Origin of the sequence: Sphingomonas sp. BK235 (assembly GCF_004345855.1) — a bacterium.
Lineage (GTDB): Bacteria > Pseudomonadota > Alphaproteobacteria > Sphingomonadales > Sphingomonadaceae > Sphingomonas.
Genome location: NZ_SLXN01000012.1, coordinates 49262 through 72346, shown reverse-complemented (window position 1 = coordinate 72346; position 23085 = coordinate 49262). Strand labels below are relative to the sequence as shown.

At 67.8% G+C, this 23085-nt stretch carries 27 protein-coding genes; 25 read left to right on the top strand and 2 right to left on the bottom strand.

Annotated elements, in window-relative coordinates:
• Positions 1-5: 5 nt before the first annotated feature.
• Both EV292_RS20410 and EV292_RS20405 read right to left on the bottom strand, forming a co-directional pair.
• On the bottom strand, positions 6-1403 hold the full coding sequence (locus EV292_RS20410; RefSeq protein ID WP_132911116.1) for an AAA family ATPase: 1398 nt from the start codon (positions 1401-1403) through the stop codon (positions 6-8).
• A gap of 143 nt (positions 1404-1546) precedes the next feature.
• Positions 1547-1912 carry a nucleotidyltransferase domain-containing protein gene (locus tag EV292_RS20405; protein ID WP_132911115.1) on the bottom strand — a complete coding sequence of 122 codons (366 nt, stop codon included), beginning with the start codon at positions 1910-1912 and terminating at the stop codon, positions 1547-1549.
• Between the two features lie 121 nt (positions 1913-2033).
• Here EV292_RS20405 and EV292_RS20400 point away from each other — a divergent pair, with 121 nt between their 5' ends.
• The 25 genes from EV292_RS20400 to EV292_RS20285 all read left to right on the top strand — a co-directional run bounded on the left by EV292_RS20400 (position 2034) and on the right by EV292_RS20285 (position 23079).
• On the top strand, positions 2034-2462 hold the full coding sequence (locus EV292_RS20400) for a hypothetical protein (protein ID WP_165927213.1): 429 nt from the start codon (positions 2034-2036) through the stop codon (positions 2460-2462).
• The gene (locus EV292_RS20395) at positions 2419-3045 is read left to right on the top strand and encodes a hypothetical protein (RefSeq protein ID WP_132911113.1); all 627 of its coding nucleotides are present in this window, start codon (positions 2419-2421) and stop codon (positions 3043-3045) included. The genes EV292_RS20400 and EV292_RS20395 overlap by 44 nt, the downstream gene beginning before the upstream one ends.
• Before the next feature lie 137 nt (positions 3046-3182).
• Complete coding sequence (locus EV292_RS20390) at positions 3183-3476, top strand: hypothetical protein (protein WP_132911112.1); 294 nt, start codon at positions 3183-3185, stop codon at positions 3474-3476.
• Positions 3476-3649 carry a hypothetical protein gene (locus EV292_RS22810; RefSeq protein ID WP_165927212.1) on the top strand — a complete coding sequence of 58 codons (174 nt, stop codon included), beginning with the start codon at positions 3476-3478 and terminating at the stop codon, positions 3647-3649. Before EV292_RS20390 ends, EV292_RS22810 begins: the two co-directional genes overlap by 1 nt.
• Complete coding sequence (locus tag EV292_RS20385) at positions 3646-4170, top strand: host-nuclease inhibitor Gam family protein (RefSeq protein ID WP_132911111.1); 525 nt, start codon at positions 3646-3648, stop codon at positions 4168-4170. Before EV292_RS22810 ends, EV292_RS20385 begins: the two co-directional genes overlap by 4 nt.
• A complete protein-coding gene (locus tag EV292_RS20380; RefSeq protein ID WP_132911110.1) occupies positions 4167-4397 on the top strand; it encodes a hypothetical protein in 231 nt (76 codons plus the stop codon). The genes EV292_RS20385 and EV292_RS20380 overlap by 4 nt, the downstream gene beginning before the upstream one ends.
• 191 nt (positions 4398-4588) lie before the next feature.
• Entirely contained in the window at positions 4589-5221 is a 633-nt protein-coding gene (locus EV292_RS23235; protein WP_243693889.1) for a hypothetical protein, read from the top strand.
• A 16-nt stretch (positions 5222-5237) separates the two neighbouring features.
• The gene (locus tag EV292_RS20370; protein ID WP_347812610.1) at positions 5238-7049 is read left to right on the top strand and encodes a phage terminase large subunit family protein; all 1812 of its coding nucleotides are present in this window, start codon (positions 5238-5240) and stop codon (positions 7047-7049) included.
• Positions 7049-7258, top strand: a complete 210-nt coding sequence (locus tag EV292_RS20365) for a hypothetical protein (RefSeq protein WP_132911107.1) — start codon at positions 7049-7051, stop codon at positions 7256-7258. The genes EV292_RS20370 and EV292_RS20365 overlap by 1 nt, the downstream gene beginning before the upstream one ends.
• A complete protein-coding gene (locus EV292_RS20360; protein ID WP_132911106.1) occupies positions 7258-8748 on the top strand; it encodes a phage portal protein in 1491 nt (496 codons plus the stop codon). Before EV292_RS20365 ends, EV292_RS20360 begins: the two co-directional genes overlap by 1 nt.
• Positions 8749-8752: 4 nt before the next feature.
• Positions 8753-10768 carry a ClpP-like prohead protease/major capsid protein fusion protein gene (locus EV292_RS20355; RefSeq protein WP_165927210.1) on the top strand — a complete coding sequence of 672 codons (2016 nt, stop codon included), beginning with the start codon at positions 8753-8755 and terminating at the stop codon, positions 10766-10768.
• A gap of 76 nt (positions 10769-10844) precedes the next feature.
• Positions 10845-11171, top strand: a complete 327-nt coding sequence (locus tag EV292_RS20350; protein WP_132911104.1) for a DUF2190 family protein — start codon at positions 10845-10847, stop codon at positions 11169-11171.
• A gap of 21 nt (positions 11172-11192) precedes the next feature.
• The gene (locus tag EV292_RS20345) at positions 11193-11543 is read left to right on the top strand and encodes a hypothetical protein (RefSeq protein ID WP_132911103.1); all 351 of its coding nucleotides are present in this window, start codon (positions 11193-11195) and stop codon (positions 11541-11543) included.
• Positions 11543-11863 carry a hypothetical protein gene (locus EV292_RS20340; protein ID WP_132911102.1) on the top strand — a complete coding sequence of 107 codons (321 nt, stop codon included), beginning with the start codon at positions 11543-11545 and terminating at the stop codon, positions 11861-11863. The genes EV292_RS20345 and EV292_RS20340 overlap by 1 nt, the downstream gene beginning before the upstream one ends.
• Positions 11863-12555 carry a DUF6441 family protein gene (locus EV292_RS20335; RefSeq protein ID WP_132911101.1) on the top strand — a complete coding sequence of 231 codons (693 nt, stop codon included), beginning with the start codon at positions 11863-11865 and terminating at the stop codon, positions 12553-12555. The genes EV292_RS20340 and EV292_RS20335 overlap by 1 nt, the downstream gene beginning before the upstream one ends.
• Positions 12552-12974: a hypothetical protein gene (locus tag EV292_RS20330; protein WP_132911100.1), complete on the top strand. Its 423-nt coding sequence runs from the start codon at positions 12552-12554 to the stop codon at positions 12972-12974. Before EV292_RS20335 ends, EV292_RS20330 begins: the two co-directional genes overlap by 4 nt.
• Before the next feature lie 17 nt (positions 12975-12991).
• On the top strand, positions 12992-13978 hold the full coding sequence (locus EV292_RS20325) for a phage tail tube protein (protein WP_132911099.1): 987 nt from the start codon (positions 12992-12994) through the stop codon (positions 13976-13978).
• Positions 13978-14580, top strand: a complete 603-nt coding sequence (locus EV292_RS20320; protein ID WP_132911098.1) for a hypothetical protein — start codon at positions 13978-13980, stop codon at positions 14578-14580. Before EV292_RS20325 ends, EV292_RS20320 begins: the two co-directional genes overlap by 1 nt.
• Before the next feature lie 68 nt (positions 14581-14648).
• Positions 14649-14783 (top strand): hypothetical protein, encoded by a 135-nt coding sequence (locus EV292_RS23410; RefSeq protein WP_279432447.1) that lies wholly within the window; start codon positions 14649-14651, stop codon positions 14781-14783.
• Positions 14776-17247 (top strand): hypothetical protein, encoded by a 2472-nt coding sequence (locus EV292_RS20310; protein WP_132911096.1) that lies wholly within the window; start codon positions 14776-14778, stop codon positions 17245-17247. Before EV292_RS23410 ends, EV292_RS20310 begins: the two co-directional genes overlap by 8 nt.
• Positions 17244-17837 carry a hypothetical protein gene (locus EV292_RS20305; protein WP_132911095.1) on the top strand — a complete coding sequence of 198 codons (594 nt, stop codon included), beginning with the start codon at positions 17244-17246 and terminating at the stop codon, positions 17835-17837. The genes EV292_RS20310 and EV292_RS20305 overlap by 4 nt, the downstream gene beginning before the upstream one ends.
• Positions 17834-18475: a hypothetical protein gene (locus EV292_RS20300; protein ID WP_165927209.1), complete on the top strand. Its 642-nt coding sequence runs from the start codon at positions 17834-17836 to the stop codon at positions 18473-18475. The genes EV292_RS20305 and EV292_RS20300 overlap by 4 nt, the downstream gene beginning before the upstream one ends.
• A gap of 2 nt (positions 18476-18477) precedes the next feature.
• Positions 18478-18906 carry a hypothetical protein gene (locus EV292_RS20295; RefSeq protein ID WP_132911093.1) on the top strand — a complete coding sequence of 143 codons (429 nt, stop codon included), beginning with the start codon at positions 18478-18480 and terminating at the stop codon, positions 18904-18906.
• Positions 18907-18916: 10 nt separating this feature from the next.
• Entirely contained in the window at positions 18917-22738 is a 3822-nt protein-coding gene (locus tag EV292_RS20290; RefSeq protein WP_132911092.1) for a hypothetical protein, read from the top strand.
• Between the two features lie 47 nt (positions 22739-22785).
• Complete coding sequence (locus EV292_RS20285) at positions 22786-23079, top strand: hypothetical protein (protein ID WP_132911091.1); 294 nt, start codon at positions 22786-22788, stop codon at positions 23077-23079.
• The last annotated feature ends 6 nt before the right edge of the window (positions 23080-23085 follow it).

Sequence of the window (23085 nt, the reverse complement as noted above, 5' to 3'; positions counted from 1 at the left end):
GGAGCTTAATCACTGTTTTTGACCAGCTTGGCGAGCGCCTGAGGATAGTACTCTGCGAATCCTGCCTTGGCTAAGTCGGCTCGAAGACTCTCAAGTGTGGCCTTAGTTAACTTAGTACTTCCGAACTTTTCTACTATCGCGTCTAGCTTGCCTTGAGCCCACTGAGGGAGAGTGACGTCGACTCCCAAAACTTCCCGGAGTATCTCGCTAGCGCTGCCGGCTCGCGTGCTTTGATCAAGCCGCTCGGAAATGACAGTTCGACGGCTGCCTAATGGTAAGCCGGACTGCTCACTAATCGGGTCGATATATCTGAGCGCGTAAACGAAAGAGTCTTCGACAGCCGACACGATGAACGGGCTGTGAGTGGACACGATGAACTGACCATTTGGAAATGCGTCAATCAAGTTCGAGAGGATAGTGCGTTGCATTGAGGGATGAAGGTGGTTTTCTGGTTCATCGATGGTGACTACAAAGTGAGATTTTCCCACAGAAAAGAGGTAAATTTGCCACGCGATTTCAAAAATCGCGGAAATTCCACCTGATGAAGCATCGACAACAAACTCGCCAGTTCTTGTCTTAAGAACTATCTCTGGCGGGCGTATGCTAAGTTTCTGAAAGCCAAGCTCTCGTGGCAGTACCTTTCGTAGAACGGCCTCAAATCCATCAAAGGTAATCTTCAAATCTCGATTGGCCTCGAGATGAGCGTTGCCCTCTCCGAAGGCGGCCATCGCTATGAGCGTTTCCTTCATCCGATAAAGCGCGGATGATCCGGTATGCCCGCCACTCATCCTGGCATTCACTTCGTTCAGGTACAGAGCATAGGCTTGGTCAAGCGCAAGAGCTTGCAAAGACAAGCCTTGAACGGGTTGATACGCCGCATTCATGCGATGCGAGCCGATTTGAACCCCCATCACTGGCTGCTGGTTTAGTACCAGTATTCCGTACACGTTTGCTTGCTGGTCTTGGTACCCGATTGAAGCGTGAATGCCATTCGTATAAACTAGATGCCCAATAGGAATGAACTCACCGGTGGGTGACGGCGGAGTTTCAACCACATCTTCATCGTCAAAATCTTTAAGATGTTCGATCTCATCATCATACTTAAATATTTGACCTGAAAGGGTTACGGACTCCCTTTTGTAATATCCTAGATCATAAAATAATCCACCGCCTCGTCTCCGCTTTGGCGTGGATATCAACGGCTTCGCAAAGCCAAAGTGCTGAGAAAATATGTTGAGTATGGTGCTTTTCCCGGCCCCGTTTGCACCAGTGATTATAGTAAGCCGAGGATGCACATCAATGTTTACATCGCCAAACTGACGCCAGTTGCTTAGTGCTATTCTAGCGAAGGAAGGGCTCATTATGATGACCTTGATAAAAAGACTTTTGATAAACTCAATCAACGGCTGTATCTAAACCAGCGATCGTAGCGCCCTGGCCGAGCCCTGCAACAGCGAAAAGAACGATTTTGATTGACGTTTGGGGGAATCACCCTGGTGCTCGTTGCTTGTGCTCGCTTCTAAGGGCAGTGCTTGTAGCGTGAGGTCTATCTTGAGGTGGCGGCGCTTAGAGCGCTACGCAACGACAATGCTGGTGAACTGTAAATCAGGAAGCCGTGATCGCGCACCGCCGGCGGCACGACCTGATCATCGGGCTCCATAAAGTGGAGGTCGAGCACGACGGGCAGCAGTGCCTGCAGTTCCTCCCTCCATCTCGGCCCGAGAAAAATCGCATTGCCGGTACGCTCCTGGTTGTCGCCGCCGGCAATGATCAGCGCGAGGTCGAGATCGCTGTCGGGCCGATGCCCGCCCTTCACGCGTGACCCGAACGCCCACACGGCCTCGACGAGGACGGTGTCCGCTGCCCACGCGCGGATCGCTTCGCTCCAGTGGGGGATGAGCCCGCCTTCCATAGGTGTTGCGTACCAGCACCAAGATACCGCGAATAGCGCCCCTCACTGGTCGCTTCGTCGTGCGTATATGGCAATTCACCGATGATCGCGCTATGTTCTCTGGTCGGGGATGAGGGGCCAGATGGGTGTTTCAATCGCGGTGAATACCGATGGCGCAAAGCCCCTCAGCCGGCGGGACGAGGCGTACAATTTCATCCGAGCGTACATCACGCGCACCGGCCAGAGCCCGTCGATCAACAACATTATGGCCGCCCTTGGCGTGAGTAAGACGCGGGCGAAGGCGTTGGTCCACCAGCTTGCCGTTGCCAAGATGATCGAGCGCGTGCCCGGCGCGCAGCGCGGCATCAGCATTCCGGGCCTCTTCCGCGAGCTGGTGCTCGAGGAGCTACGCCGGGAAGGCTATGTCGTCGACAAGGACATCATGGCCGGGGTGCCGTGCCCCCAAGGTCACCTGCCGCTGATCGCGATCCTGGAGCATATACCCGCGCTCGAAGCGGGGGACCTTCATGCAACACCTTCCGATCGCCGCGCGGCCAACGGCGGCGGCTAGCAGCTCGGCGGAGCGCGAGCAGCAGCGCATCGCACACCTGGTGCTCGGCGCGCCGCGCCCGCGGCGCAAGCCGACTAGCAAGCGGAAGAAGGCGAAGGCGCCCACGATCGAGCTGGCGCCGGGCATCGAGGAGCGCGTGCAGCTGCGCGAGCTGTACGGACACCGGCAGGGCACGCCCGAGACCCACCACTTCTTCGATTTGGCTCAGCGCCAGGAGGGCGCCCTCACGCGCCTCCATCGCACCGGCGCCATCGACCATCACCAGCTCGCCGCGGCCGAGCGCATCATCGCCGCGCACGAGCAAATCTCGGCCGACGTCGCCGTGCGCACGGCGAAGTGGGGCGCTCGCGGATCCGGCGGCGGCCCGAACGCGGCTTCGGCCGAGCGGATCGGCGCGGTCTTGCTCGAGCAGCGCTATACCGCCTGGCGCGCCGCGTGCGCGCCGCATACCGCCATGCTGCTCGCCATCATCGTCAATCACCTGCCGCTGACCGAGTCGGCGCGGCGGTGGCGCATGTCGAACCGCCGCGCGCGCGCCGTCCTGGTCGCTGGCCTCGACCAGTGGGGAAAGGGGTGCCCTTAGGGGCACTGCCCCCAAGGGCACGGCGAAAAGCGGTCACGAAACCGGCACAAACGACCCCGCCATAGCTGCGCCCGCAGCGGCCCGGTCGCTCACCTCCGCGAGCGCTCGGCCTGCGCGGGTCTGAGGGGAGGCCGTCGATGACCACAGCTCTCTCCGCGCCCCCCTCGTCGGGCCTAAGTCACCCGAGTCAGCAGCTGCGCCGCGCGATGCGCGCGGCGCCCCAGCCCCGCTTGAACGTGCATCAGCTCGAACGCTTCACACCGCGCTTCGACGAGCTGGTCCACCGAGCGGGGCTGGCCCAATCCACCGGCGACGTGCTCGAGGTCGAAGAGGCGCTGGATCGCCTCTGTCGCGACATGCGCGCCGTGCTCCGCTCGCCCACCCCGCAGCGGCCGCCGCTGCGCATCACCAAGGAAGGAGCGATCTGGTAATGCAGCTCGCACCACAGACGCTCTCCGACCTCCTCAGCGCAGGCCATCCGGACACCGCGATCGTCGGCGTGACGCTCGGCACGCTGCGTGCCCTGCTCGCGGCGCCCGCGGCCGCGGCCGGCATCGCCGTCGCGCCGATCGTCGCGGCCGTGACGCCGACGGCCGCGGCATGACCGTAAAGCTGCGCATCAACGGCTCGCTCGAGCAGGCCAGCCCGCTCTTCGAGCGCTTCGCCCAGCTCGGCTATGAGATCCAGACGGCCGAGGCTGCGCGCGACAAGGCGATCGCCGACACCAATGCCGTCGCCGACGCCATCATCGCGCCGCTGGTCGCCGAGCGGGACGGGCTGCGCGAGCAGATCGAGCCGTGGTGGCGCCGCACGGGCTTCGGCCTGCTGCCCGCCAAGCGCAAGACAATGGAGCTGCTCGGCTGCCTCGTCGGCAGCAAGGCCGGCCGCAGCAGCGTGATCGTGCCCGGCACCGAGGATGAGGCGGTCGCCGCGCTCAAGAAGCATCGCTGGGCGAAGGACTATGTCCGGGTCACCGAGGCGGTCGACAAGACCGCGGTGCGCGCCGCGCTTAAGGGACCGCATGGCGACAAGCTGCGCGACCTCGGCTTCGGCATCACCATGCCCGGCGAGGAGTTCGTGCTCGAGCGCGCCGCCCAGGAAGGCACCATGGGGAAAGCGGCGTGAAGCTCGCCGACGTCGGCCGGGCGAAGCACCTGGTCGACGACCGCAGCTCGCTCGCCATCCGTCGCGACGCGGTGAAGGAGGGCAGCGCTCTCGGCGTCACCCTCAACGGCCAGTACCAGGATGACGCCATGCTCCTGGCCGTGCGGCCTTGGGTCGTGGCAGAGCTGCAACGCCGCATCGACGCCATCGAGCACGAGCTGGACGGCCTCGGCATAGAGTTCGACTGAGCGGGCCGGCCGGGCGGCGCCTTCGGGCGCCCCTCGGCTCCCGGGTCGACCGACCCCCACCCCCCCGGGGGGGGGGTACCCCCCACCCGAAGGGTCCTCCGGCGCGGCCGAGGTATGCGGGGGGCGATGGCGCACGATCGCGCTAGCTACAGCCGATTCTCGCACTTCATCATCATGGAGGGCGAAAACCCATGGATTTGGCGGGTTACAGGCCGACGCTGAGTGAAGTGGCGGCGCTGTTCGGCAAGTCCAGCCGCTGGATCTCGGATCTGCGCGCGAAGGGCGAGCTGCCCGGCGACGGCGCCACGCTCGGCGAGTTCGTCGCCGCCTGGACCAGCGCCAACGCGGTCGCCGGCAAGGGCAAGACGCTCGACCAGCACAAGGCGCGCCTCGCGGCCGAGAAGGCCGACGAGGCAGCGATGAAGAACGCGGAGCGGCGGCGCGAGCTGCTGCCCCGGGCCGAGGTCAACCTTGCGGTGCAGGGCGCTTTCGCCCGCGTGCGCGCCAAGCTGCTCGCGCTGCCGAGCAAATGCGCCCCGGCGATCGCGGCGATGAAGTCGCCGATCGCGATCCAGGAGAAGCTGACGGAGCTCGTGCATGAAGCGCTCGCCGAGCTCTCCGGGACGACGGTCGGTGCCCAGCCGATCGAGCCCAATAGCGAGCCACTTGGTGGCGACGCTGGAGATCGCGGAGGCGGCGTCGGCCTGGTGGCCGGTGTTCGCGCCGCCTCCGCGGCTGACGGTGAGCCAGTGGGCGGACAAGCACCGCAAGCTAAGCCCCGAGGCAAGCAGCGAGCCCGGGCAGTGGGACACGAGCCGAGCTGAGTTCCAGCGCGGGATCATGGACGCGGTCAGCGATCCGCTGATCGAGGAAGTCGTGGTGATGAAGTCCGCCCAGGTCGGGTGGACCGAGATCATCAACAACATCGCCGGCTATTTCATCGACAAGGATCCATCACCGATCATGGTGATGCAGCCGACGCTGGAGATGGCGGAGGGCTGGTCGACCGACCGCCTGGCGCCGATGGTGCGCGATTCACCGCGGCTCCGGGTCAAGATCGCGGAGGCCAAGAGCAGGGACAGCGGCAACAAGCTGCTGCAGAAGCGCTTCCCGGGCGGCCAGCTCGTGATCGTCGGCGCGAACAGCCCGGCGTCGCTCGCCTCGCGGCCGATGCGCGTGATCCTGGCCGACGAGGTCGACCGCTACCCGGCGTCGGCCGGCGTCGAGGGTGATCCGCTCACGCTGGCGTACAAGCGGACGAACAACTTCTGGAACCGGCGCAAGCTGGCGGGCTCCACGCCGACGATCGCCGGCGCCAGCCGGATCGAGGCCAAGTTCGAGGAGTCGGACAAGCGCTTCTTCTTCGTGCCGTGCCACCAGTGCGGCGAGCACCAGGTGCTCAAGTGGGAGCAGGTCCGGTGGGAGAAGACGAAGGCCGGGGCGCACCGGCCTGACACCGCGCATTACATCTGCGAGCACCATGGCTGCATCTGGGACGACGCGGATCGCTGGGGCGCGGTGCTCAAGGGCGAGTGGCGCGCTACCGCGCCGTTCACCGGGATCGCCGGCTTCCACATCTGGGAGGCCTATTCCTCCTGGGTGAAGCTGTCGGCGACAGTCACCGCCTTCCTCGAGGCGCGCAAGACGCCGGACACCTACAAGGTCTGGACCAACACCGCGCTCGGGCTGACCTGGGTCGAGAAGGGCGAAGCACCCGACTGGCAGCGGCTCTACGAGCGCCGATCGCAGGAGCTGACCTTGGGCGAAGCTCCGGAGTGGGTCGCCCGCATCACCGTCGGCTCGGACGTTCAGCGCGACCGCGTCGAGGCGAGCGTGTGGGGCTGGGGCGAGGGGATGCGCAGCGTGCTCATCGAGCACCGCGTGTTCCACGGCGATCCGTCGAAGCCTGACGTGTGGAAGGAGATGGACGCCTTCCTCGGTGAGGAGTGGGAGACGCCGTCCGGCCGCCGGCTTCGCATGTCGAAGCTTGCGATCGACACCGGCGACGGCCACTCGACCACCCACGTCTATGCCTGGGCGCGGCGCCACCCGCGCGAGGTGATGGCGATCAAGGGCACCGGCAGCTTCAACGCCTCGGTGCCGGTGATGGGACCCACCTGGGTCGACGTGACGGTGCGCGGCACCAAGGTCGCCCGGGGCGTCCAGCTCTGGACGATTGCGGTTTCGCTCTTCAAGTCGGAGACCTACGCGTGGCTGCGGCTCGAGCAGCCGCTCGACGGCGAAGCGTATCCGCCTGGGTACATCCACCTGCCGATGGGCGTCGACGCGGAGTGGCTGCAGCAGCTCGTCGCCGAGCAGCTCATCACGACGAAGAACAAGCGCACCGGCTTCACCCGCCAGGAGTGGCAGAAGACCCGCGAGCGCAACGAGGCGATCGACTGCCGCGTCTACGCGCGCGCTGCCGTCTACGCGCTGGGGCTGGATCGCTGGTCGGCCGCCAAATGGGCGAATGCGATCGGCACCAAGATCCGGACGATCAACGCGGAAGTGCCACCGTCCGAACCGGTAGCAGGTTCAAAGGTCCCACCCTCTCGCCCGCTGACGAAGCCCGCACCGGCTTCACCCAAGCCACGCAAGATCAACCCGCTGACCGGGAAACCCCGGGGCAGCCATTTCGGAGGGCGGCGCTGATGGCGTTTTCGCAGACCGACCTCGACACGCTGCGCGCGGCGATCGCCAGCGGCGTCATGCGCGTGCGCTACGCGGATGGCCGCGAGGTCACCTATCAGTCGACAGAAGCCATGCTGACGGCCGAGCAGCGCATCATGGACGCGATCGCGTCGGCGCCGGGCAGCGGGCGACGTCGCCGCCGCGCGCCGGCGTGGCGGAACGGCTGCTGATGCGCCTGATCGAGCGCACCATCGCCGCGATCGCGCCGCGCTATGCGGCCGAGCGCGCCGAAGCCATGGTCCGTCTGGAGAAGGCGCAGACCCAGCGCGCCTCGCTGCGCGGGATCCGCGCGCAGTATGACGGCGCCACCAGCTCGCGGCGGACGCAAGGGTGGCGCCGCACCGCGAAGGACGCCAACTACGAGCTGCAGGGCGCCGCCCAAGTCCTCGCGCAGACCGCGCGCGACATGGTGCGCAACAATCCGTATGCCGAGCGCGCCGTCTCCGCGATCGCGACCGACCTGGTCGGCACGGGCATCACGTTCCAGGTCCTGCGCGGCGGCGCGCCGGACGAGGAGCTCACCGCGCTCGCACGGGCGCACTTCGAGAGCACCGCGTGCGACGCCGACGGGCGCCAGAACCTCTACGGCCTCCAGCTGCAGGCGGCGCGCACGGTGGTGGAGAGCGGCTCGGTGCTGGCGCGGTACCGCGCGCGGTTCGCGCGTGACGGCCTGCCGGTGCCGTTCCAGCTGCAGCTGCTCGAGCCCGATCACCTCGACGCTACCCGCAACGGTGTCTTCGACCGTGGCTCCTACGTGTCGGGGATCCAGCTGGACCAGCTCGGCACTCGCGAGGCCTATTGGCTCTTCCCCCAGCATCCGGGCTCGATCGCCATGCGCAACCTGCAGGCGACGCCGGTACCGGCGCGCGACGTGATCCACGTCTTCCGGCAGGATCGGCCCGGCCAGCAGCACGGCGCCAGCTGGTTCGCGCCCGTGATCCTGCCGATGCAGGATTTCCGCGACTATCAGGACGCGCAGCTGCTGCGCCAGAAGATCGCCTCGAGCTGGGCGGTCTTCCGCATCGGCTCGGCCGAGGAGCTGGACGACGAGCAGGAGGAGCACGATCGCGCCGAGTTCATCGAGCCCGGCCTGATCGAGGATCTGCCCTACGGCTCCGACATCAAGTTCGCGAACCCTCCCGGCGTGGAGGGCTATGCCGACTTCACCAAGATCTCGGTGCGCACCTTCGCCACCGGCATGAACCTGCCGTATGACGTCTTCGGCGACCTCGAGGCCGTCAACTTCTCGTCGGGGCGCATCGGCCGGATCCAGTATTACCGCCAGCTGGACAGCTGGACGTGGAACATGCTGATCCCGCAATTCTGCGAGCCGGCCGGCGCCTGGTTCCTGCGTGCGGCTCAGCTCGCCGGCCACATTACCGACGATTGCACCGTGGCGTGGACGCCGCCGGCGCGCGCGATGCTCGACGTTGCCAGCGAGGGCATGGCGATCCGCGACATGGTGCGCGCCGGCCTCATGGATCCCGAGACCGCGATCCGCGAGCGCGGCGAGGATCCCGACGCGCTGCTCGCCCGGTGGAAGCGCTGGGCTGAAAAGGTCGATGCCGCGTCGCTCACCTTCGACTGCGATCCTCGCCGCGTGACGCAAGTGGGCAATGCCCTCCAGCCGTCCGCCGGCACCCCGCCCCGAAAGGACTGACCTCATGGAAATCCTGCTCTACGGGATCGTCGGTGACAGCTGCGACGGTCTCGAGGCCGCGTGGATGGTCGACCGCATCCAGCATGCGCCCGACGATATCACCGTCCGCATCAACTCGCTGGGCGGCCTGCTCTTCGACGGCTTCGCAATCTACAACGCGCTCAAGCAGTCGCCCCGCAAGGTCACTGTGATCGTCGACGGCGTCGCGGGCTCGATCGCAAGCGTCATCGCGATGGCTGGCGACCGCATCATCATGGCCGAGAACGCGGTGATGATGATCCACAAGCCGTCGGACGGCACCTACGGCGACGCCGACGATCTGCGCACGGTCGCCGACCGCCTCGACTTCCTCCAACGCCAGCTCGTCGGGATCTACGCGGCGCGCACCGGCATGAGCGAGGAGGAGCTGAGTCCGCTCCTCGACGCCGAGACCTGGATGAGCGCGCAGGAAGCGCTGGCCATGAAGTTCATCGACGAGATCTCCGGCAACGCGACCGCGACCAACATGCTCGACCCGAGCAAGTTTGGCTTCCGCGCCGTGCCGCCTCACCCCCTCATCGCAAATGCGGCGAGAACCCCGGCGCCTGCCGCCGTTTCACACCAGAAGGAGCCTATCATGGGCGACGAAGCAACGGCGACCACGGCGTCGACCGAGAACACCCCCACCACCATCGAGAACCCGTCCCAGCCAACCAACATCGCCGACGCCGCGAGCGCTGCTGCTCAGCAGGCGATCGTCGCGGAGCGTGCGCGAGCATCGACCATCCGCAACGAGGTGAGCCGGGCCCGCCTCGACGGCGCCTTCGCTGACACCCTGGTCAACGAGGGCGTGTCGATCACCGACGCCCGTACCCGCATCATCGACCAGATCGCCGCGACCGCCCCGGTCATCACCAACTATTCGCCCGCGACGATCCCCGCCGCGCAGTTCCAGGCGCGCGCCGACGCGATGAGCCTGGCGATCGCGCACCGCGCCAACCCGCGCAACGAGCTGACTGCCGACGCGCGCGGCTTCGCCGGCCGCCGCCTGATCGTGCTCGCTCGCGACTTCCTCGACTCGACCGGCGTCAGCACCCGCAACATGAGCGATCCCGAGGTCGCCATGGCGGTGTTCCGCTACCGCCAGCCGCGCAACGCCGGCCAGCACGCCACCGGCGACTTCCCGGCGGTGCTCGCCAACACGGTGACGCGGACGCTGCGTCGCGGCTACGAGCTGGCGCCGCGGACCTTCCGTCCCTTCTCGCGCCAGGTCTCGGTGCCCGACTTCCGGCCCGTCAGCCGTGTCGCACTCTCCGACATCTCGGCGATGCAGCAGGTCGCTGAGGGCGCCGAGTACCAGTACGCGACGGTCGGCGATTCGGCCGAACAGTACACCGTCGGCAAGTGGGGCCAGATCATTTCGCTGACCTGGGAGACGATCATCAACGATGATCTCGGTGCGTTCGATCGCATCCCGCAGGCGATGGGCCAGGAGGCCGCGCAGGTCGAAGGCGACGTCGTTTACGCGATCCTGCTGAGCAACCCGCTCATGGCGGACGGTGTGCCGCTGTTCCACGCCAGCCACGGCAACCTGGCCGCGGCGGGTTCCAACATCTCGATCGACTCGCTGCAGGCGGGCCGCACCGCGATGCGCACCCAACGCGCACCCAAGGGCCGCTTCACCTCGGCAACCCCGGCGCACCTGGTGGTGGGTCCGCTGCGCGAGCAGCAGGCCAACCAGTTCACCTCGGCCAACTACCAGGCGACGATCAACGGCGACATCAACCCGGACTACAACCGGGCGCTGCAGCCGCAGGTCGAGCCGCGGATCCTCGACTACAGCTTCTTCCTCGCCGCCGACCCGAACGCGCAGCCGATCGACACGATCGAATATGCGTATCTCGCCGGCTACGAGGGGCTGCAGACCGAGGAGCGCCAGGGCTTCGAGGTCGACGGGATCGACATCAAAGGCCGGCTCGTGTTCGGCGCCAAGGCGATCGACCACCGCGGCCTCTACAAGAACCCGGGCGCGGCCAACTAAGTCGCTCCTTCCCCAACAGCCATGACGTGACGCGGGCGGCCTCGAGCCGCCCGCGCCGTTTCGGGAGATCCCCACGATGCGTAATTTCACCGCCAAGGGTGACTCGCTCACCCTCACCGCGCCCTATGCCGTCGCCGCCGGCGCCGGCGCGCTCATCGGCGCCACCTTCGGTGTCGCCAAGTCGGCCCTCGCGATCGGCGCCCGCGGCGTGTTCGAGCTGGTCGGCTGCTACGACCTGGCAAAGGACGCCGGCGCGGCCGCCGAAGGCGCGCGCGCCTATTGGGACAACACGGCCAAGGTCGTGACCGCCACGGCGGCCGGCAACACGCTGATCGGCGTGTTCACCGCCGCGCGCGCCGCGGGCGCCACCACGGCGAACGTCCGCCTCAACGGCAGCTTCTAAGCCGCCCCCACATCTGCATCGGTGCGCCATCCGGCGGCCGACAGCGAGGAACCTACCACAATGAAGATCCTCCTCCTGACCGCCGCCTACCTCAATGGCGGCGGCTTCGTTCCCGTCGACACCGTGGTCCGGGTCGGCGACGAGAAGCTCGAGATGACGGCACCGCGCGCCGCCGACATGGTCGCGGCCGACCTCGCCGAGGAGCTGGCCGATGACGAGGAAGACGCGGATGCCAACGACAGCGACGATCTCGACGGTCTGAAACTCGACGATCTGAAGAAGGTCGCCGCGGCCGAGGGCGTCGATATCGGTGATGCGCGCTCCAAGGCCGACGTCGCCGCCAAGATCCGCGCGCACCGCGACGCCGCGTGATGTTCGATCCGTTCTCGGCCTCCCTGGGCGTGTTCTATCGGGGGCCGGGATCGGTCGAGGCGCAGTACCAGCCGCGCGGTGCCGCGGCGCCGCTGCCGGGCTCGATCCGCGTCATTCGCGGCCAGCCGGACAGCGAAGCCAACCTCGCAGAGACGCGCACGATCGAGGGCACCAACGTTTTCGAGATTCAACGCGCCGACGTCGCCGAGCCGCGGCACGGCGATACGCTGATCATCGCAGGCACGTCGTTCCGGCTGCTCGGCGACGCGATGCTCGACCTTGAAGGGCTGAGCTGGAAAATCGGGGGCTCTGAGATCTGATGCTCTCCGCCTCGTTCGACGACTTCATGAAGCTGGTCGACGGGATCGAGGGCGATATCGCGCGAGCGGCGACCGAGGCGATGTTCGTGACCGCGCTCAGCACGCGCGACGAGCTGCGCGACCAGACCCGCTCGGTTGGTCTCGGCGATCGCATGCCGGACACCTGGACCGCGCGGGCCTATCCCGACGGCGAGAAGAACAGCATCAATCCCGCCGGGTTGGTCTGGTCGCGCGCGCCCGACATCATGGACGCCTTCACCCGCGGCGCCACCATCCGGCCGATAGGCGGCGCGCAGTTCCTCTGGATCCCCACCGCGAACGTGCCCCGGGCGCGGACGAGGAGCGGACGGATCCGCGGCAACGGTCAGCGCCCCCAGCGCCTCGCTTCGGGCGCGATCACGCCGGAGGAGTGCGAAAGCCGGTTCAACACCGACTTTGTCATGCGCCGCGGCCGTGCCGGGCGTCTGCTCGCCTTCATGGATCTGGTCGCCGGCCGCGCGCGCCGCGGCGGCAGCAACGTGCGCGCCGCGACGCGCCGGCGGGTCGCCGCGGGTCGCGAGCCGAAGCTCACCCTCATGTTCGTGCTCACCCGGAGCGTTACCATGCCGAAGCTCTTCGACCTGGATGCCAGCGCCGGCCGCTGGGTAGCGCGCTTCGAGCAGGCGCTTGACGCCAGGCTGCCGCAAGCATGAGCCGCCGCCTCGAGGTGCTGCGCGCCGTTATCGCGCTCGTGGCGACGGCGCTGCCCGCAGCCGAGGTCGTGGGGCTAGACGAGCGGGAGGACCTGCCTACGCGCGTTCGTGCTGGCGGCCGCGCGATCGTCCGCGCCGGCGACCCGGGTGAGCCCTCGATCGACCTGAGCCCGCTTACCTACAACTGGACGCACCGGATCCCGCTCGAGATCCTCATGTCCGACGAGGACACGCTCGACGCCGCGCTCGAGGCGCTGGACGGCGCGATCGACTCCGATCGGCAGCTCGGCGGGCTGTGCGAGTGGCTCGAGGCCGAAGCGCCTGCCACCCAGAACGTCCGCGCGGAGAACGCAGCGGGCGTGCGCGGCGCCGGGCTCAGCCTGGTCGCGATCTACGCCACTTCTTCCCCCCTGACCTGATCCCAAGGAGACGCCGCATGGCTCTTACCCCGACCACCCGCGCGCGCGGGGCAAACGCGCGCGCCGTCGGCGCTTTCGAGGCGACGGCCGGCATCGTGCCGGCCGCTGACGCCGACTGGTTCCGCGTGCCCTTCGTGTCGCATGGCCTGGGCGAAGAGCGCGGCCTCATCGAGAGCGATCTGCTCGGTCAGGGCCGCGAGGCCTCGGACCCGACGCCGGACGTCGCGACCAACGACGGCGACATCGTCGTGCCGGTCGACGTGCGCAACTTTGCGCGCTTCCTCAAGCTGTTCTTCGGCGATCCCACCACCGCCGGTCCCGTCCAGCTCAACGGCGCGGACGTGTTCACCCACGTCTTCCGCTCGGGCGCACAGACGCTGCCCTCGATGTCGATCGAGATCGGCTCGCCCGAGGTGCCCAACTTTTCGGTGCATCGCGGCGCGCGCGGCAACCAGCTGCGGATCTCCATGGCACGTGGCGGCCTGCTCAACGCGACGTGCAGCCTCATCTGCATCGGCGAGACCGACCCGACCAACCTGACCGTCGGCGCGGCCAACCCGGAGGAGCTGGCCACCACCCGCTTCCCGCAGGCGACCGGCTACATCCGCAAGGATGGCGCGGTCCTGGGCGCGGTCGTCAGCGCCGACTTCACCTTCTCGAACAACCTCGAGAAGGTCGAGACCATCCAGCCCGACGGCCGGATCGAGGACAGCGACCCCGCCATGGCCACCATGACGGGCTCGGTCACGATCAAGTTCAAGGATCGCACGCTCCTCAACGCGGCGACCTCGAGCCCGCCCACGCCGATCGAGCTGGTCTTCGGCTGGAAGGTCGGCAATCACGAGCTGCTCTTCACCGTCGGCCGCGTGTTCCTGCCGCGCGCGAAGAACCCGATCCAGGGGCCGGGCGCCATCCAGGCGTCCTACAACTGGCAGAGCTCCAAGCCGGGCGCGAGCAACACGGTCGTCGTGACGCTCAAGAACGACGTGGCGAGCTACGCCTGATGCTGATCGCGAACCGAGCCGCGCCGGCGCCCGTCTGGACGCCTGTCATGGGCGCCGAGGTATTCTTCGAGCCGATCACGCGCACCATGCTGATCCGCGCGCGCCGCGCCGCGCGCGAGGCGTCGCAGGCCGAGCTGGCCGAGACGCTCGAAGGTGCCGAGCCCATGTCCGCGATCGACATGATCGAGGAGATGGGCGACGCCATGACCCGCGCTCTGATCATGGAGGGCGTGAAGGACTGGCGCGACGTCTTCGTCGCTGCGGTCGACGACGCCGGCGAGCCGCTGCTGATCGAGGGCGATCCCGTCTTCGACCTGCTGCCCTTCTCGCCCGAGAACCTGGCGCTGGTGCTCTCCGATCCGATCGCGGTCGACGCCTTCGAGGAGGCGTACATCACCCCGTTCGTCATGCGCGAGCGACAGCGGGCCGAGCCGGGAAACGGCTCAGCCGCCTCGCCGAGTGGCATTGGGGAGGCGGCGACGCGGGGCAGCGATTCTGCCACCTCTCATGCGAGGCCGCCCAGGGGCGCCGCTGCGCGCCGTGCGCCTACGTCGTCGACGAGCCCCAGAGCGAAGCGGAAGAGGACGTCTGGCGCGTCCTGACCTCGTGTGACCGGCAGATCCGCACCGCGGGCACCGGCACGCCGATCGGGCTCGACTTCGGCGCGATCATGACCTTCGGGCGCAACCTCGGCGCCGACCTGCAGCTGCTCGCCGACGTGCTGCCGCGCGTCGAGCCGATCATCATCGACAACCTGACCGGCGAGGAGCCGGGCACCGAGCCGGAGGGCGACGATCATGCGTAGCGTCGGCATCCGTCTCGGCACTCAGGGTAAGGACCAGGTGGTCGCGGATCTCAAGGAGATCGGGCGCACCGGCAACACCGAGATGGACCGGGTGGCGAAGGTCACCCAGCGCGCCGGCCGCGACATGGAGGCGGCGTTCGACACCGCCGAGGCCAAGGCGGCGAAGTACCAGCAGTCGCTGCGCAGGCTCGAGACGCTGATGCCGGGCCTGAACCCGAGCAAGCTCGACATGAACGTCGGCATCCGCGACACCGTCGGCAAGGAAGCCGAGGCGAGCGCCGCCGTCTTCACCGCCGCGTTCGACAAGATGGAGCGCCGCGCCGAGGCGCTGCGCGTCGCGATCGACCCGCTCTACGCGGCGCAGAAGCGCTTCGATGCCGAGATCCGCGAGGCGCGCACGCTCATGTCCGCCGGCGTGCTGTCCCTCGACGATTACGCGAAGGCGGCCTGGCGCGCACATCAGGGGCTCAACGGCATCGGCGACGCCGGTAGCAAGGCCGGCAAGAAGGCGGGCTCGTCGTTCGCCGCCGCGGCGCCACAGATCCAGGACTTCTTCACCCAGGTCAGCATGGGTGGCAACGCCATCAACGCCTTCGTGGTGCAGGGCGGACAGCTCGTCGGCCAGCTCCAGTATGCGCAGGGCGCCGTCGGCAACTTCGCGCGCTTCATGATGGGGCCATGGGGCGTCGCCATCCAGGTCGCCGCCATAGTGCTCGGTCCATTCGTCTCCAAGCTGTGGGAGGAGAGTGAGGCGTCGAAGAAGGCGAAGGAGGCGGCGCAGGAGCACCGCAAGGCCATCCTCGACCTCGCCGACGCGCAGGGCAAGGCGCTGCAGACTGCCGAGCGCAAGCAGGCGATCGACGTCGCCAGCATCAAGCTCGAGCTGGACGCCACCATGGCGACGCGCAAGCGCACCGAGGCCGAGCTGACCGCGGCGCGCGCGCGCCTGGCCGCCGCGCAAACCACGCAGGCCAACGCCGGCGGTACCGCGCCCGGGCTGATGAGCGGCGTCGCCGGCGTGACCGCGCAGATGCAGCAGGGCAAGATCGACGAGCTGACCGCCGCGCTCAAGACGAACGCCTCCGAGATCGAGCGCCTCGAGAAAGGCTTTCAGCTCGGCTTCAACCGCCTGGTCGGCATGAAGGTCGACGCGAGCGCCACGCCGCAGGGGCGCGCCGAGGCGGCCTATCAGCGGGATCTCGAGAAAGCGATGGAGACGCTTACCGGCGGGCGCCTGGTCGCCCGGCAGCGGCAGCTCCTGGCCACCCGCGACGAGGAGCTGGAGCGAATCAAGAAGGCGGAGGCCGCGGAGCGTGCGCTCGGTCGCGCGCGCGCGGACACCGAGACGGTCACCAGCAACACGGTCGCGAAGATGCTGCGCGAGGCGCTGCCGGGCGTCCACGTCACCAGCACGACCGGCGGCAAGCACGTCAAGAACAGCTACCACTACAAGAACCAGGCGGTCGACTTCGTGCCCGCCGGCGGCATGGCGTCGATGACCAAGGCGGACGTGCGGCAGATCTTCGAGAGCCGCGGGATCGATATCGTCGAGCTGCTCGGGCCGGGCGATCGCGGACACAGCGATCACTTCCACGTCGCCTGGACCAAGGGAAAGCTGTCGCTCGACGAGTTCAACGATGCGGCCAAGCGCACCCGCGAGGAGCTGGAGCTGCTGACGAAGATCTCGGCCGGCGCCCGCGACGTCGACGTGCTCGGCGTCATGAAGGCGCGCTCCGACGACTTCAACAACAAGGCCGCGCAGATCCTCGGCTTCGATCGCGAGCCGCTGAGCCCGCGCATCGCCACCGGCCAGGAGATCGCAGCCAACGACAATGCCGAGCGCGAGATCGAGCAGCGCCGGCTCGAGCTGGGCAAGCAGCGGATCCAGTCGCTCGCCAGCTTCTACCAGTCCGTCTTCACCAACGGCACCGGCACTATCTGGGACCTGTTCCGCGACATGGGCATGCGCACGCTCGCCGAGCTGCTCGCGAAGTGGACTGCGGGCAAGGACGGCAGTGGCGCCGGCGGGATCCTCGGCGGGATCCTTGGCCTGATCGGTGGCAGGGGCGGCGGCGCGGCCTCGATCACGCCTGGCATCACCGCGGCGAGCACCCAGTCGAGCCTGGGACCGGTCTTCGCCAGCATCCCGAAGCTCGCGTCGGGCACCGAATATTGGCAAGGCGGCGCGGCGCTGCTCGGCGAGCATGGTCCCGAGCGCGCCTGGCTGCCGCGCGGCACGCGCGTGTCGCCGGCCGGCGAGACGCGGCGCGCTGCAAACGACGATCGCCGCGGCGGCGCATCCTTCCACTTCGACCTGCGCGGCGCCGTCGTGACCGAGCAGCTGCTCGCCGAGATGAACGCGATCGGCGACGCGAGCGCGGTACGCGGCGCGGTCGCGGGATCGGCGATGGCGGAGGCGAGTAACATTGCTACGTCGTCGCGCAGCCTGGGCCGCCGCTGGTGAGCGTCGTCATTCCGCGCCAGCGCATCGCCGGCCTGACCCTACGCCCGGTGCTGTTCAGCGGTGAGCAGGAAGGCGCCTTCGGCGGCGAGAGCCTGCCAATCCCGCGCATGGGCGATCGCTGGGCAGCCGACGTTCGCACCGCGCTCTTGCGGCAGGACCAGGCTGGGCGCGACCTGGTCGCCGCGTTGACGCAGGGCCTGACCGACGACGGCCTGATCAGCATCGACCAGCCGAACCGTCCGGCGATCGCGCTCGCCGGCAACGCCGTAGTCGACGGTTCCAATCGGGGCGGTACCACGCTTTTCCTGCGCGGCATGGCAATGCCCGGGGTGTTCCCGCGCGGGATCTATCTCTCGATCATCCGCGGCGGCCGGCGCTACATCCACATGACCGCCGGCCCGGCGAACGTCAGCAGCTCAGGCACCGCGGCCCTGCCGATCTGGCCGATGCTGCGCTTCCTGACTGTCGATGGCGACGCCGTCGAGATCGCGGATCCCAAGATCGAGGGCAAGCTGAGCGGCTTCGCTGGCGCGCAGTGGGTCTCGAGCCGGGTCGATCCGCTCTCCTTCATCATCGCGGAGCGCGCATGAGTTTCCGGCTGACAGCTGAAGTTGCAGCGCGCCTGCGCGCCGGCCGCGATCCTATCGCCCCGATGGTGGAGGTGTTCCTCCCCGGCTATTCGCTGTTCCACCTGGTCGGCGCTGGCGAGCTGCTGTGGGGCAACCGAAAGTTCGTCGGCAAGGATCCGCGCTTCGGCGTGCTCGTCTCGGCAAGCAACATCCGCGACGGCGTCGCTGACGAGGCACCCGACTGGTCGTTGACCTTCGCTCCGCCGGGCGAGAGCGCGGTGGAGGACCTCACCGAGGCCAACGTCCAGGGCAGTCGGGTCAACGGCTACCTTGGCTTGGTCGACCGCGCGACCGGGCAGCTGATCCCGGATCCGCTGCAGGTGTTCGCCGGCGAGCTGGACGTCGCGCGTCTCCGCGTCGGCAAGAGCACCCGCACGGTCGAGTGGCGGTGCGTTTCCGCGCTCGAGCGCTTCCACGACACCGAGACAGGTGCCCGCCTGTCCGACGCCTTCCACAAGCTGGTGTGGCCGGGCGAGACCGGGCTCGCCAACATGACCGGGATCGAGAAGACCTCCTACTGGGGCGTGGAGAAGATCCCCTCCGGGATCACCTACGGCACCGGCGGTGGCGGTGGCTCGCCCGCCTACTCGAGGTATTAGCGATGACCGAGCTGGTGCGGCGTGTGGCCGCAGCCCAGGCGACGCTCAACGGCGCCCGGGACAAGCCCTTTCGCCTGGGCCGCAACGACTGCGCTCGCATGGTTGCGGGGCACCTGCGCCGCATGGGGCACCAGGTGAGGCTGCCGACGTCAGGGAGCTACGCCTCGCTGAAGGGCGCGGTGAAGGCGCTCGCCGCGCGCGGCTACGCCGACCTGCCTGCCGCAATGGACGGCATGGGCTTCGAGCGCATCGCGCCCGCGGCCGCGCTGCCCGGCGACGTGCTCGCGCTGCCGGCGGAGTCGCCGATCGGCTGCCTCGCGGTGGTGCTCAACAATGGCCGCGCCTGCGGCTTCGTCGAGGACGCCGTCGGCGCCGCCGTCATCCAGCCGGTCGAATATGTCGCCGCCTGGCGGATCCCGATCAAAGCCTGAGGAACGGCACATGAAAGCACTGCGCACCGCGGCCTTCGTGGTGGGGGCCGCCGCTCTCATCGCGACCGGCGTCGGCGCGGCCGTCGGCGCCGGTCTGCTCGCGGCCGGCACGATCGGCGCGTCCGCGGCGACGCTCACCGCGATCGGCGCCGGCTTGTCGGCGGCCGCCGGCGTCCTTTCGATCGCCGCGATGGCGGCGGCACCGAAGGGTACGCTCGGCGGCAATGCGACGAAGTTCAAGATCGACAAGGAGGCCGGCATACCGGTCGTGATCGGGCGAAGCTACACCGGCGGCAACGTCGTGCATCGCCAGTATTACAATCGCCCAGGCAGCAAGGCGAAGAACCAGGCGGAGAGCTGGGTCACCATCCTGTCGCTCGGCTTAGTCCATTCCATCGGTCCACTGCTCATCGACAAGGCGCCGGTCACCTTCAACTCGAGCGGTGCCGCGGTGGGTACGTTCGCGGGCAATATGTGGCTTGCCACTCAAAAGGGGGCGTGCCCGGAGCCGACTGCACTTGCCGGGCCGTTCGGTGCCTTCCCGGGCTGGAACGGCGCCTCCAAGCTGTCGGGCCTCGCCGCGGACATCTGGACGCTCGACTTCGACACCAAGGGCGAGAAGTTCCCCAACGGCGTGCCCGATCGCGGGCGCGTGGTGGAGGGCGTGCTCGTCTACGATCCCCGCAAGGACAGCACCTATCCCGGCGGCATGGGTACGTGCCGGCTCGGTCAGCCCGACACCTACGTCTATTCGACCAACCCGGGACCGCACGCGATCACCTGGGCCTACGGTCACTATCAGAACGGCGTGCTGATGGCCGGCGGCGGGCTGCCGGCCAGCGGGCTGGATCTCGCGCCATTTGTCGAGTGGTCGAACGTCTGCGACGCCAACGGCTGGACCGTCGGCGGCGTGGTCTATTCGACCACCGACAACGCCTGGGACGTGCTTAAGATGATCTGCCAGGCGGGCTCGGCCGAGCCGCTGCCCATCGGTGCTCAGCTCTCCGTCGCCTTCTCGGCGCCGCGTGTGTCGATCGGCACGATCCGCTCCAACGACGTCACGGGCGACCTGGACGTGCCGGCAACGGTGTCGCGGCGGTTGCGGCGTAACACCATCATCCCGAGCGTGCGTCTCGAAAGCCACGGCTGGGAGATGGTGCCGCTCGATCCTGTCGTCGTGCCTGATTACGTCGCGATCGACGGCGGCAGCCGGCCCAAGGAGGTCGTCTACCCGCTCATCCAGAACGCCAAGCAGGGCGCGCAGATCGCCCTCTACGAGATGCTCAACGCGCGCGAGCTCGACGGGATCGTCGTGCCGGCCAAGGTCTATGCGCTCGGCTATCGCCCCGGCGACTGCATCACGCTCCAGGTGCCCGAGGCGAACATGATCGGGCGCGAGGTCGTGGTGCGCCAGCGCGAGATCGACGGCGGTGCGATGGGGGCCACGCTCACCTGCCGCACCGAGACGAAGGCCAAGCACGACTTCGCGCTGGGCAAGACGACGACGCCGCCTCCCACGCCCGATCTCTCGTCGCCGGGCATCGATCGCTCCGCGCCGGATGCTGGCGACTGGTCGGCCGTCGGCGGTACGCTGCAAGCCAATGGCGTCGCCACGCCGGCGATCATCGTCACCAGCAACGTCGATAAGCTGGCGGCCGACGAGGTCGTCTTCGACTATCGGCCCTACATCACTGGCGCGGCTCCCGACGTTGGTTGGACCGGTGCGAGCATCGAGCCTTCCTCTGTGCTTCGCAAGGAGATCACCAGCGTCACCACCGACACTGCCTACGACGTGGGCATTCGTTATCGCATCCGCGGCGCGGTGTCGGACCGGCTGATCATCCCGAATGTCGTGGTGGGTACCGTCACCTTGCCCTGGGATAATGTTTCGGGAGGTACGAAGCCGCAGGACAACGCGACTGTCGGCGCCCCGCCGGGAACCAACATCGGCGATCGGCCGGTTGAGGAGGTGATCGCAGAGATCGACGCGGCCAAGAAACGTCGTGAGGAGATCGACGCAGAGCTGATCAAGATCGACGGCGCTGTTGCCGACGCCAGCACCCGCATTCAGGCGGCGAAGGATCGCGCAGATGCGGCCTTCACGAACGCGGACACGGTCAACAGCCGGGTCGACCAGCTCATCGCCGAGGGCGGCGGGGGCAGCGAGGGTGTCGACACGGTGGCGCGTGCCGAGGTCTCGCGCGTCGAGCAGGCGGCCATCTCGCGAGATGACGCGATCGGGCAGCGGATCGACACGGTGCAAGCCAGCTTCGGCACCGCAATCGACGCGAAGGCGCAGGAGGTCACCACCGCCTTCACGGCCGCGGACGTGGCGCTCGCCAGCCGCACGGCGGTGGTCGAGGCGAACATGCGCGCCGCGCCGCAATTCCTCAACCAGCAGGCCACCTTCTCCGACTGGCCCGCTAACCGGGGCTTGATCCCGAACGGGTGGGGGCTCGCTGCGCAGACCGCAGGCACCGTGGTGCGGCGGGACGGGATCGTCGGCCGCTACGCCATGGAGGCCGCATGGCCCGGCGGCGCCGGCAACCTCTTCCACGCGGTGAGCGGCTTCTATCACGGCGATGAGGGGTACGGGGTCGATCCCGGCATGTTCACCGGGCCGGGCTGGTTCGTCATCGAGATCGACGTGACCCTGGTCGACGGCACCTTCCTCGGCGCCGGCGTCTACCTCGCCGGGTACGACAGCAACGGGAGCATTCGTTACTCGAACGGCGTCGAGTTCTTCTCGATGCCCGACAGCACCGGTGCGATCCCGGAGCTTGGCGTGCCCGGCCGCCGATATCGCTTCTCGGTCATGATGCAGATCGAGCAGCAGATCTCGGCGCTCCGCTTTCATCCCATGACGGCTTGGTCAGGGTTCAGGCCGGAGCCGCAGCCGAAGACGCTGCGCTGGCACATGGCCGGCGTGCGCCGCGCCTCGGCGGAGGAGATCGCGAACCGCAAGGCGCGGCTCACCGATCTCCCGGCCGCAGTCGCGCGGATCAAGACGACCGAGGACACGCTCTCCGATCTCCCGAACCGCTTTGCGGCGGCTCAGCGGGTCGACACGCTTGAGGCGCAAGTCAACTTCGCCGCCGACAGTGGCCTGCAACGCACGATCAACGCCCGAATTGAGGACCGCTCGGCGGCGATCGCCGACGCGAAGGCCGGTGCGGTCGCGCAAACGGTCAGCCAGCTCCGCACCGAATACGACCAGGCGCGGGGTGAGCTGACCGTCACCACCTCGGTGGCGAGCGACGCCTACGGTCGCAGTCGCGCCTTTCTCCAGCAGAAGGCGGTCGCCGGCAACAATCGCGCGCAGCTGACCCTCTACGCGGATTCAAACGCCGGCGCCGGCGTCGACATCATCGGCGACGTGTCCATCAGCGGCGACCTGGTCGTCGACGGCACCATCTTCACCCGCAAGATCGCCAACAACGCTGTGTCGGCCTTCTTCAAGGTGGCCGGCTCATCGGGCAACGTGCCGACGAGCGGCGGGTCGGTGAACCTCGCCGCGCTGACGGTGCCGATCTCGAGCAGCAGCAGCACGGTTCGCCTCAGCATCGCAGGCGTCGCCCGTTTGCCCGGTCTACCGGCGGGCAACTACATGGAGGTGCGGATCCTCGACAACACGGGGATCGTGCTCGACTGGACCAAGGTCTCGAACGTGCTGGGCAACAACCAGTCGTTTAGCTTCTTCCAGCTGCTCGACGGCGTCTCCGGCACGCCGACCTACACCATCCAGGCTCGCGCGAAGTCGCCAAAGCCGAACAACGACTATGACAATCCCGAGATCGCCCTTGTGATGGTGGTCGAGGAGTTCAAGAAGTAGCGGCGCGCCGCGCCGACGCTGGGCGATCCTGCCCCTCGGAGTTCCCCATGAAGCTGATCCTGCTTGCCGCGGCGCTCGCCGCGCCCGTTCTTGCGTCTGCCGCGCATGCGCAGGCCGACCAGCGTCCCGTCACCGTGGTGATCGATCACCGCGGCCTATGCAGCAGCTCGCGCGTCGATCGCGGCCGCATGCGCATCGCCGAGATCGACGCGCACAACGAAGCCCGGCGCCTGCGCCGTCACGGGCGCGAGGTCCGCGTCGTCGAGGTCTTCGATGGTGCGGATCTCGGCCGGTACCAATTCCCGCAGACCGACGTCGTCGTGACTCGGGCCGTTTGCTGAGGAGCG

What these genes read in the sequence shown, in the direction of transcription:
- EV292_RS20350 (WP_132911104.1), top strand. Translation starts at nt 10,845, where the DNA reads ATGCGTAATTTCACCGCCAAGGGTGACTCGCTCACCCTCACCGCGCCC.
- EV292_RS20340 (WP_132911102.1), top strand. Translation starts at nt 11,543, where the DNA reads ATGTTCGATCCGTTCTCGGCCTCCCTGGGCGTGTTCTATCGGGGGCCG.
- EV292_RS20290 (WP_132911092.1), top strand. Translation starts at nt 18,917, where the DNA reads ATGAAAGCACTGCGCACCGCGGCCTTCGTGGTGGGGGCCGCCGCTCTC.
- EV292_RS20330 (WP_132911100.1), top strand. Translation starts at nt 12,552, where the DNA reads ATGAGCCGCCGCCTCGAGGTGCTGCGCGCCGTTATCGCGCTCGTGGCG.
- EV292_RS22810 (WP_165927212.1), top strand. Translation starts at nt 3,476, where the DNA reads ATGCAGCTCGCACCACAGACGCTCTCCGACCTCCTCAGCGCAGGCCAT.
- EV292_RS20325 (WP_132911099.1), top strand. Translation starts at nt 12,992, where the DNA reads ATGGCTCTTACCCCGACCACCCGCGCGCGCGGGGCAAACGCGCGCGCC.
- EV292_RS20335 (WP_132911101.1), top strand. Translation starts at nt 11,863, where the DNA reads ATGCTCTCCGCCTCGTTCGACGACTTCATGAAGCTGGTCGACGGGATC.
- EV292_RS20360 (WP_132911106.1), top strand. Translation starts at nt 7,258, where the DNA reads ATGCGCCTGATCGAGCGCACCATCGCCGCGATCGCGCCGCGCTATGCG.
- EV292_RS20370 (WP_347812610.1), top strand. Translation starts at nt 5,238, where the DNA reads ATGGACGCGGTCAGCGATCCGCTGATCGAGGAAGTCGTGGTGATGAAG.
- EV292_RS20295 (WP_132911093.1), top strand. Translation starts at nt 18,478, where the DNA reads ATGACCGAGCTGGTGCGGCGTGTGGCCGCAGCCCAGGCGACGCTCAAC.
- EV292_RS20355 (WP_165927210.1), top strand. Translation starts at nt 8,753, where the DNA reads ATGGAAATCCTGCTCTACGGGATCGTCGGTGACAGCTGCGACGGTCTC.
- EV292_RS20395 (WP_132911113.1), top strand. Translation starts at nt 2,419, where the DNA reads ATGCAACACCTTCCGATCGCCGCGCGGCCAACGGCGGCGGCTAGCAGC.
- EV292_RS23410 (WP_279432447.1), top strand. Translation starts at nt 14,649, where the DNA reads ATGACCTTCGGGCGCAACCTCGGCGCCGACCTGCAGCTGCTCGCCGAC.
- EV292_RS20310 (WP_132911096.1), top strand. Translation starts at nt 14,776, where the DNA reads ATGCGTAGCGTCGGCATCCGTCTCGGCACTCAGGGTAAGGACCAGGTG.
- EV292_RS20365 (WP_132911107.1), top strand. Translation starts at nt 7,049, where the DNA reads ATGGCGTTTTCGCAGACCGACCTCGACACGCTGCGCGCGGCGATCGCC.
- EV292_RS20405 (WP_132911115.1), bottom strand. Translation starts at nt 1,912, where the DNA reads ATGGAAGGCGGGCTCATCCCCCACTGGAGCGAAGCGATCCGCGCGTGG.
- EV292_RS23235 (WP_243693889.1), top strand. Translation starts at nt 4,589, where the DNA reads ATGGATTTGGCGGGTTACAGGCCGACGCTGAGTGAAGTGGCGGCGCTG.
- EV292_RS20300 (WP_165927209.1), top strand. Translation starts at nt 17,834, where the DNA reads ATGAGTTTCCGGCTGACAGCTGAAGTTGCAGCGCGCCTGCGCGCCGGC.
- EV292_RS20390 (WP_132911112.1), top strand. Translation starts at nt 3,183, where the DNA reads ATGACCACAGCTCTCTCCGCGCCCCCCTCGTCGGGCCTAAGTCACCCG.
- EV292_RS20285 (WP_132911091.1), top strand. Translation starts at nt 22,786, where the DNA reads ATGAAGCTGATCCTGCTTGCCGCGGCGCTCGCCGCGCCCGTTCTTGCG.
- EV292_RS20385 (WP_132911111.1), top strand. Translation starts at nt 3,646, where the DNA reads ATGACCGTAAAGCTGCGCATCAACGGCTCGCTCGAGCAGGCCAGCCCG.
- EV292_RS20320 (WP_132911098.1), top strand. Translation starts at nt 13,978, where the DNA reads ATGCTGATCGCGAACCGAGCCGCGCCGGCGCCCGTCTGGACGCCTGTC.
- EV292_RS20400 (WP_165927213.1), top strand. Translation starts at nt 2,034, where the DNA reads ATGGGTGTTTCAATCGCGGTGAATACCGATGGCGCAAAGCCCCTCAGC.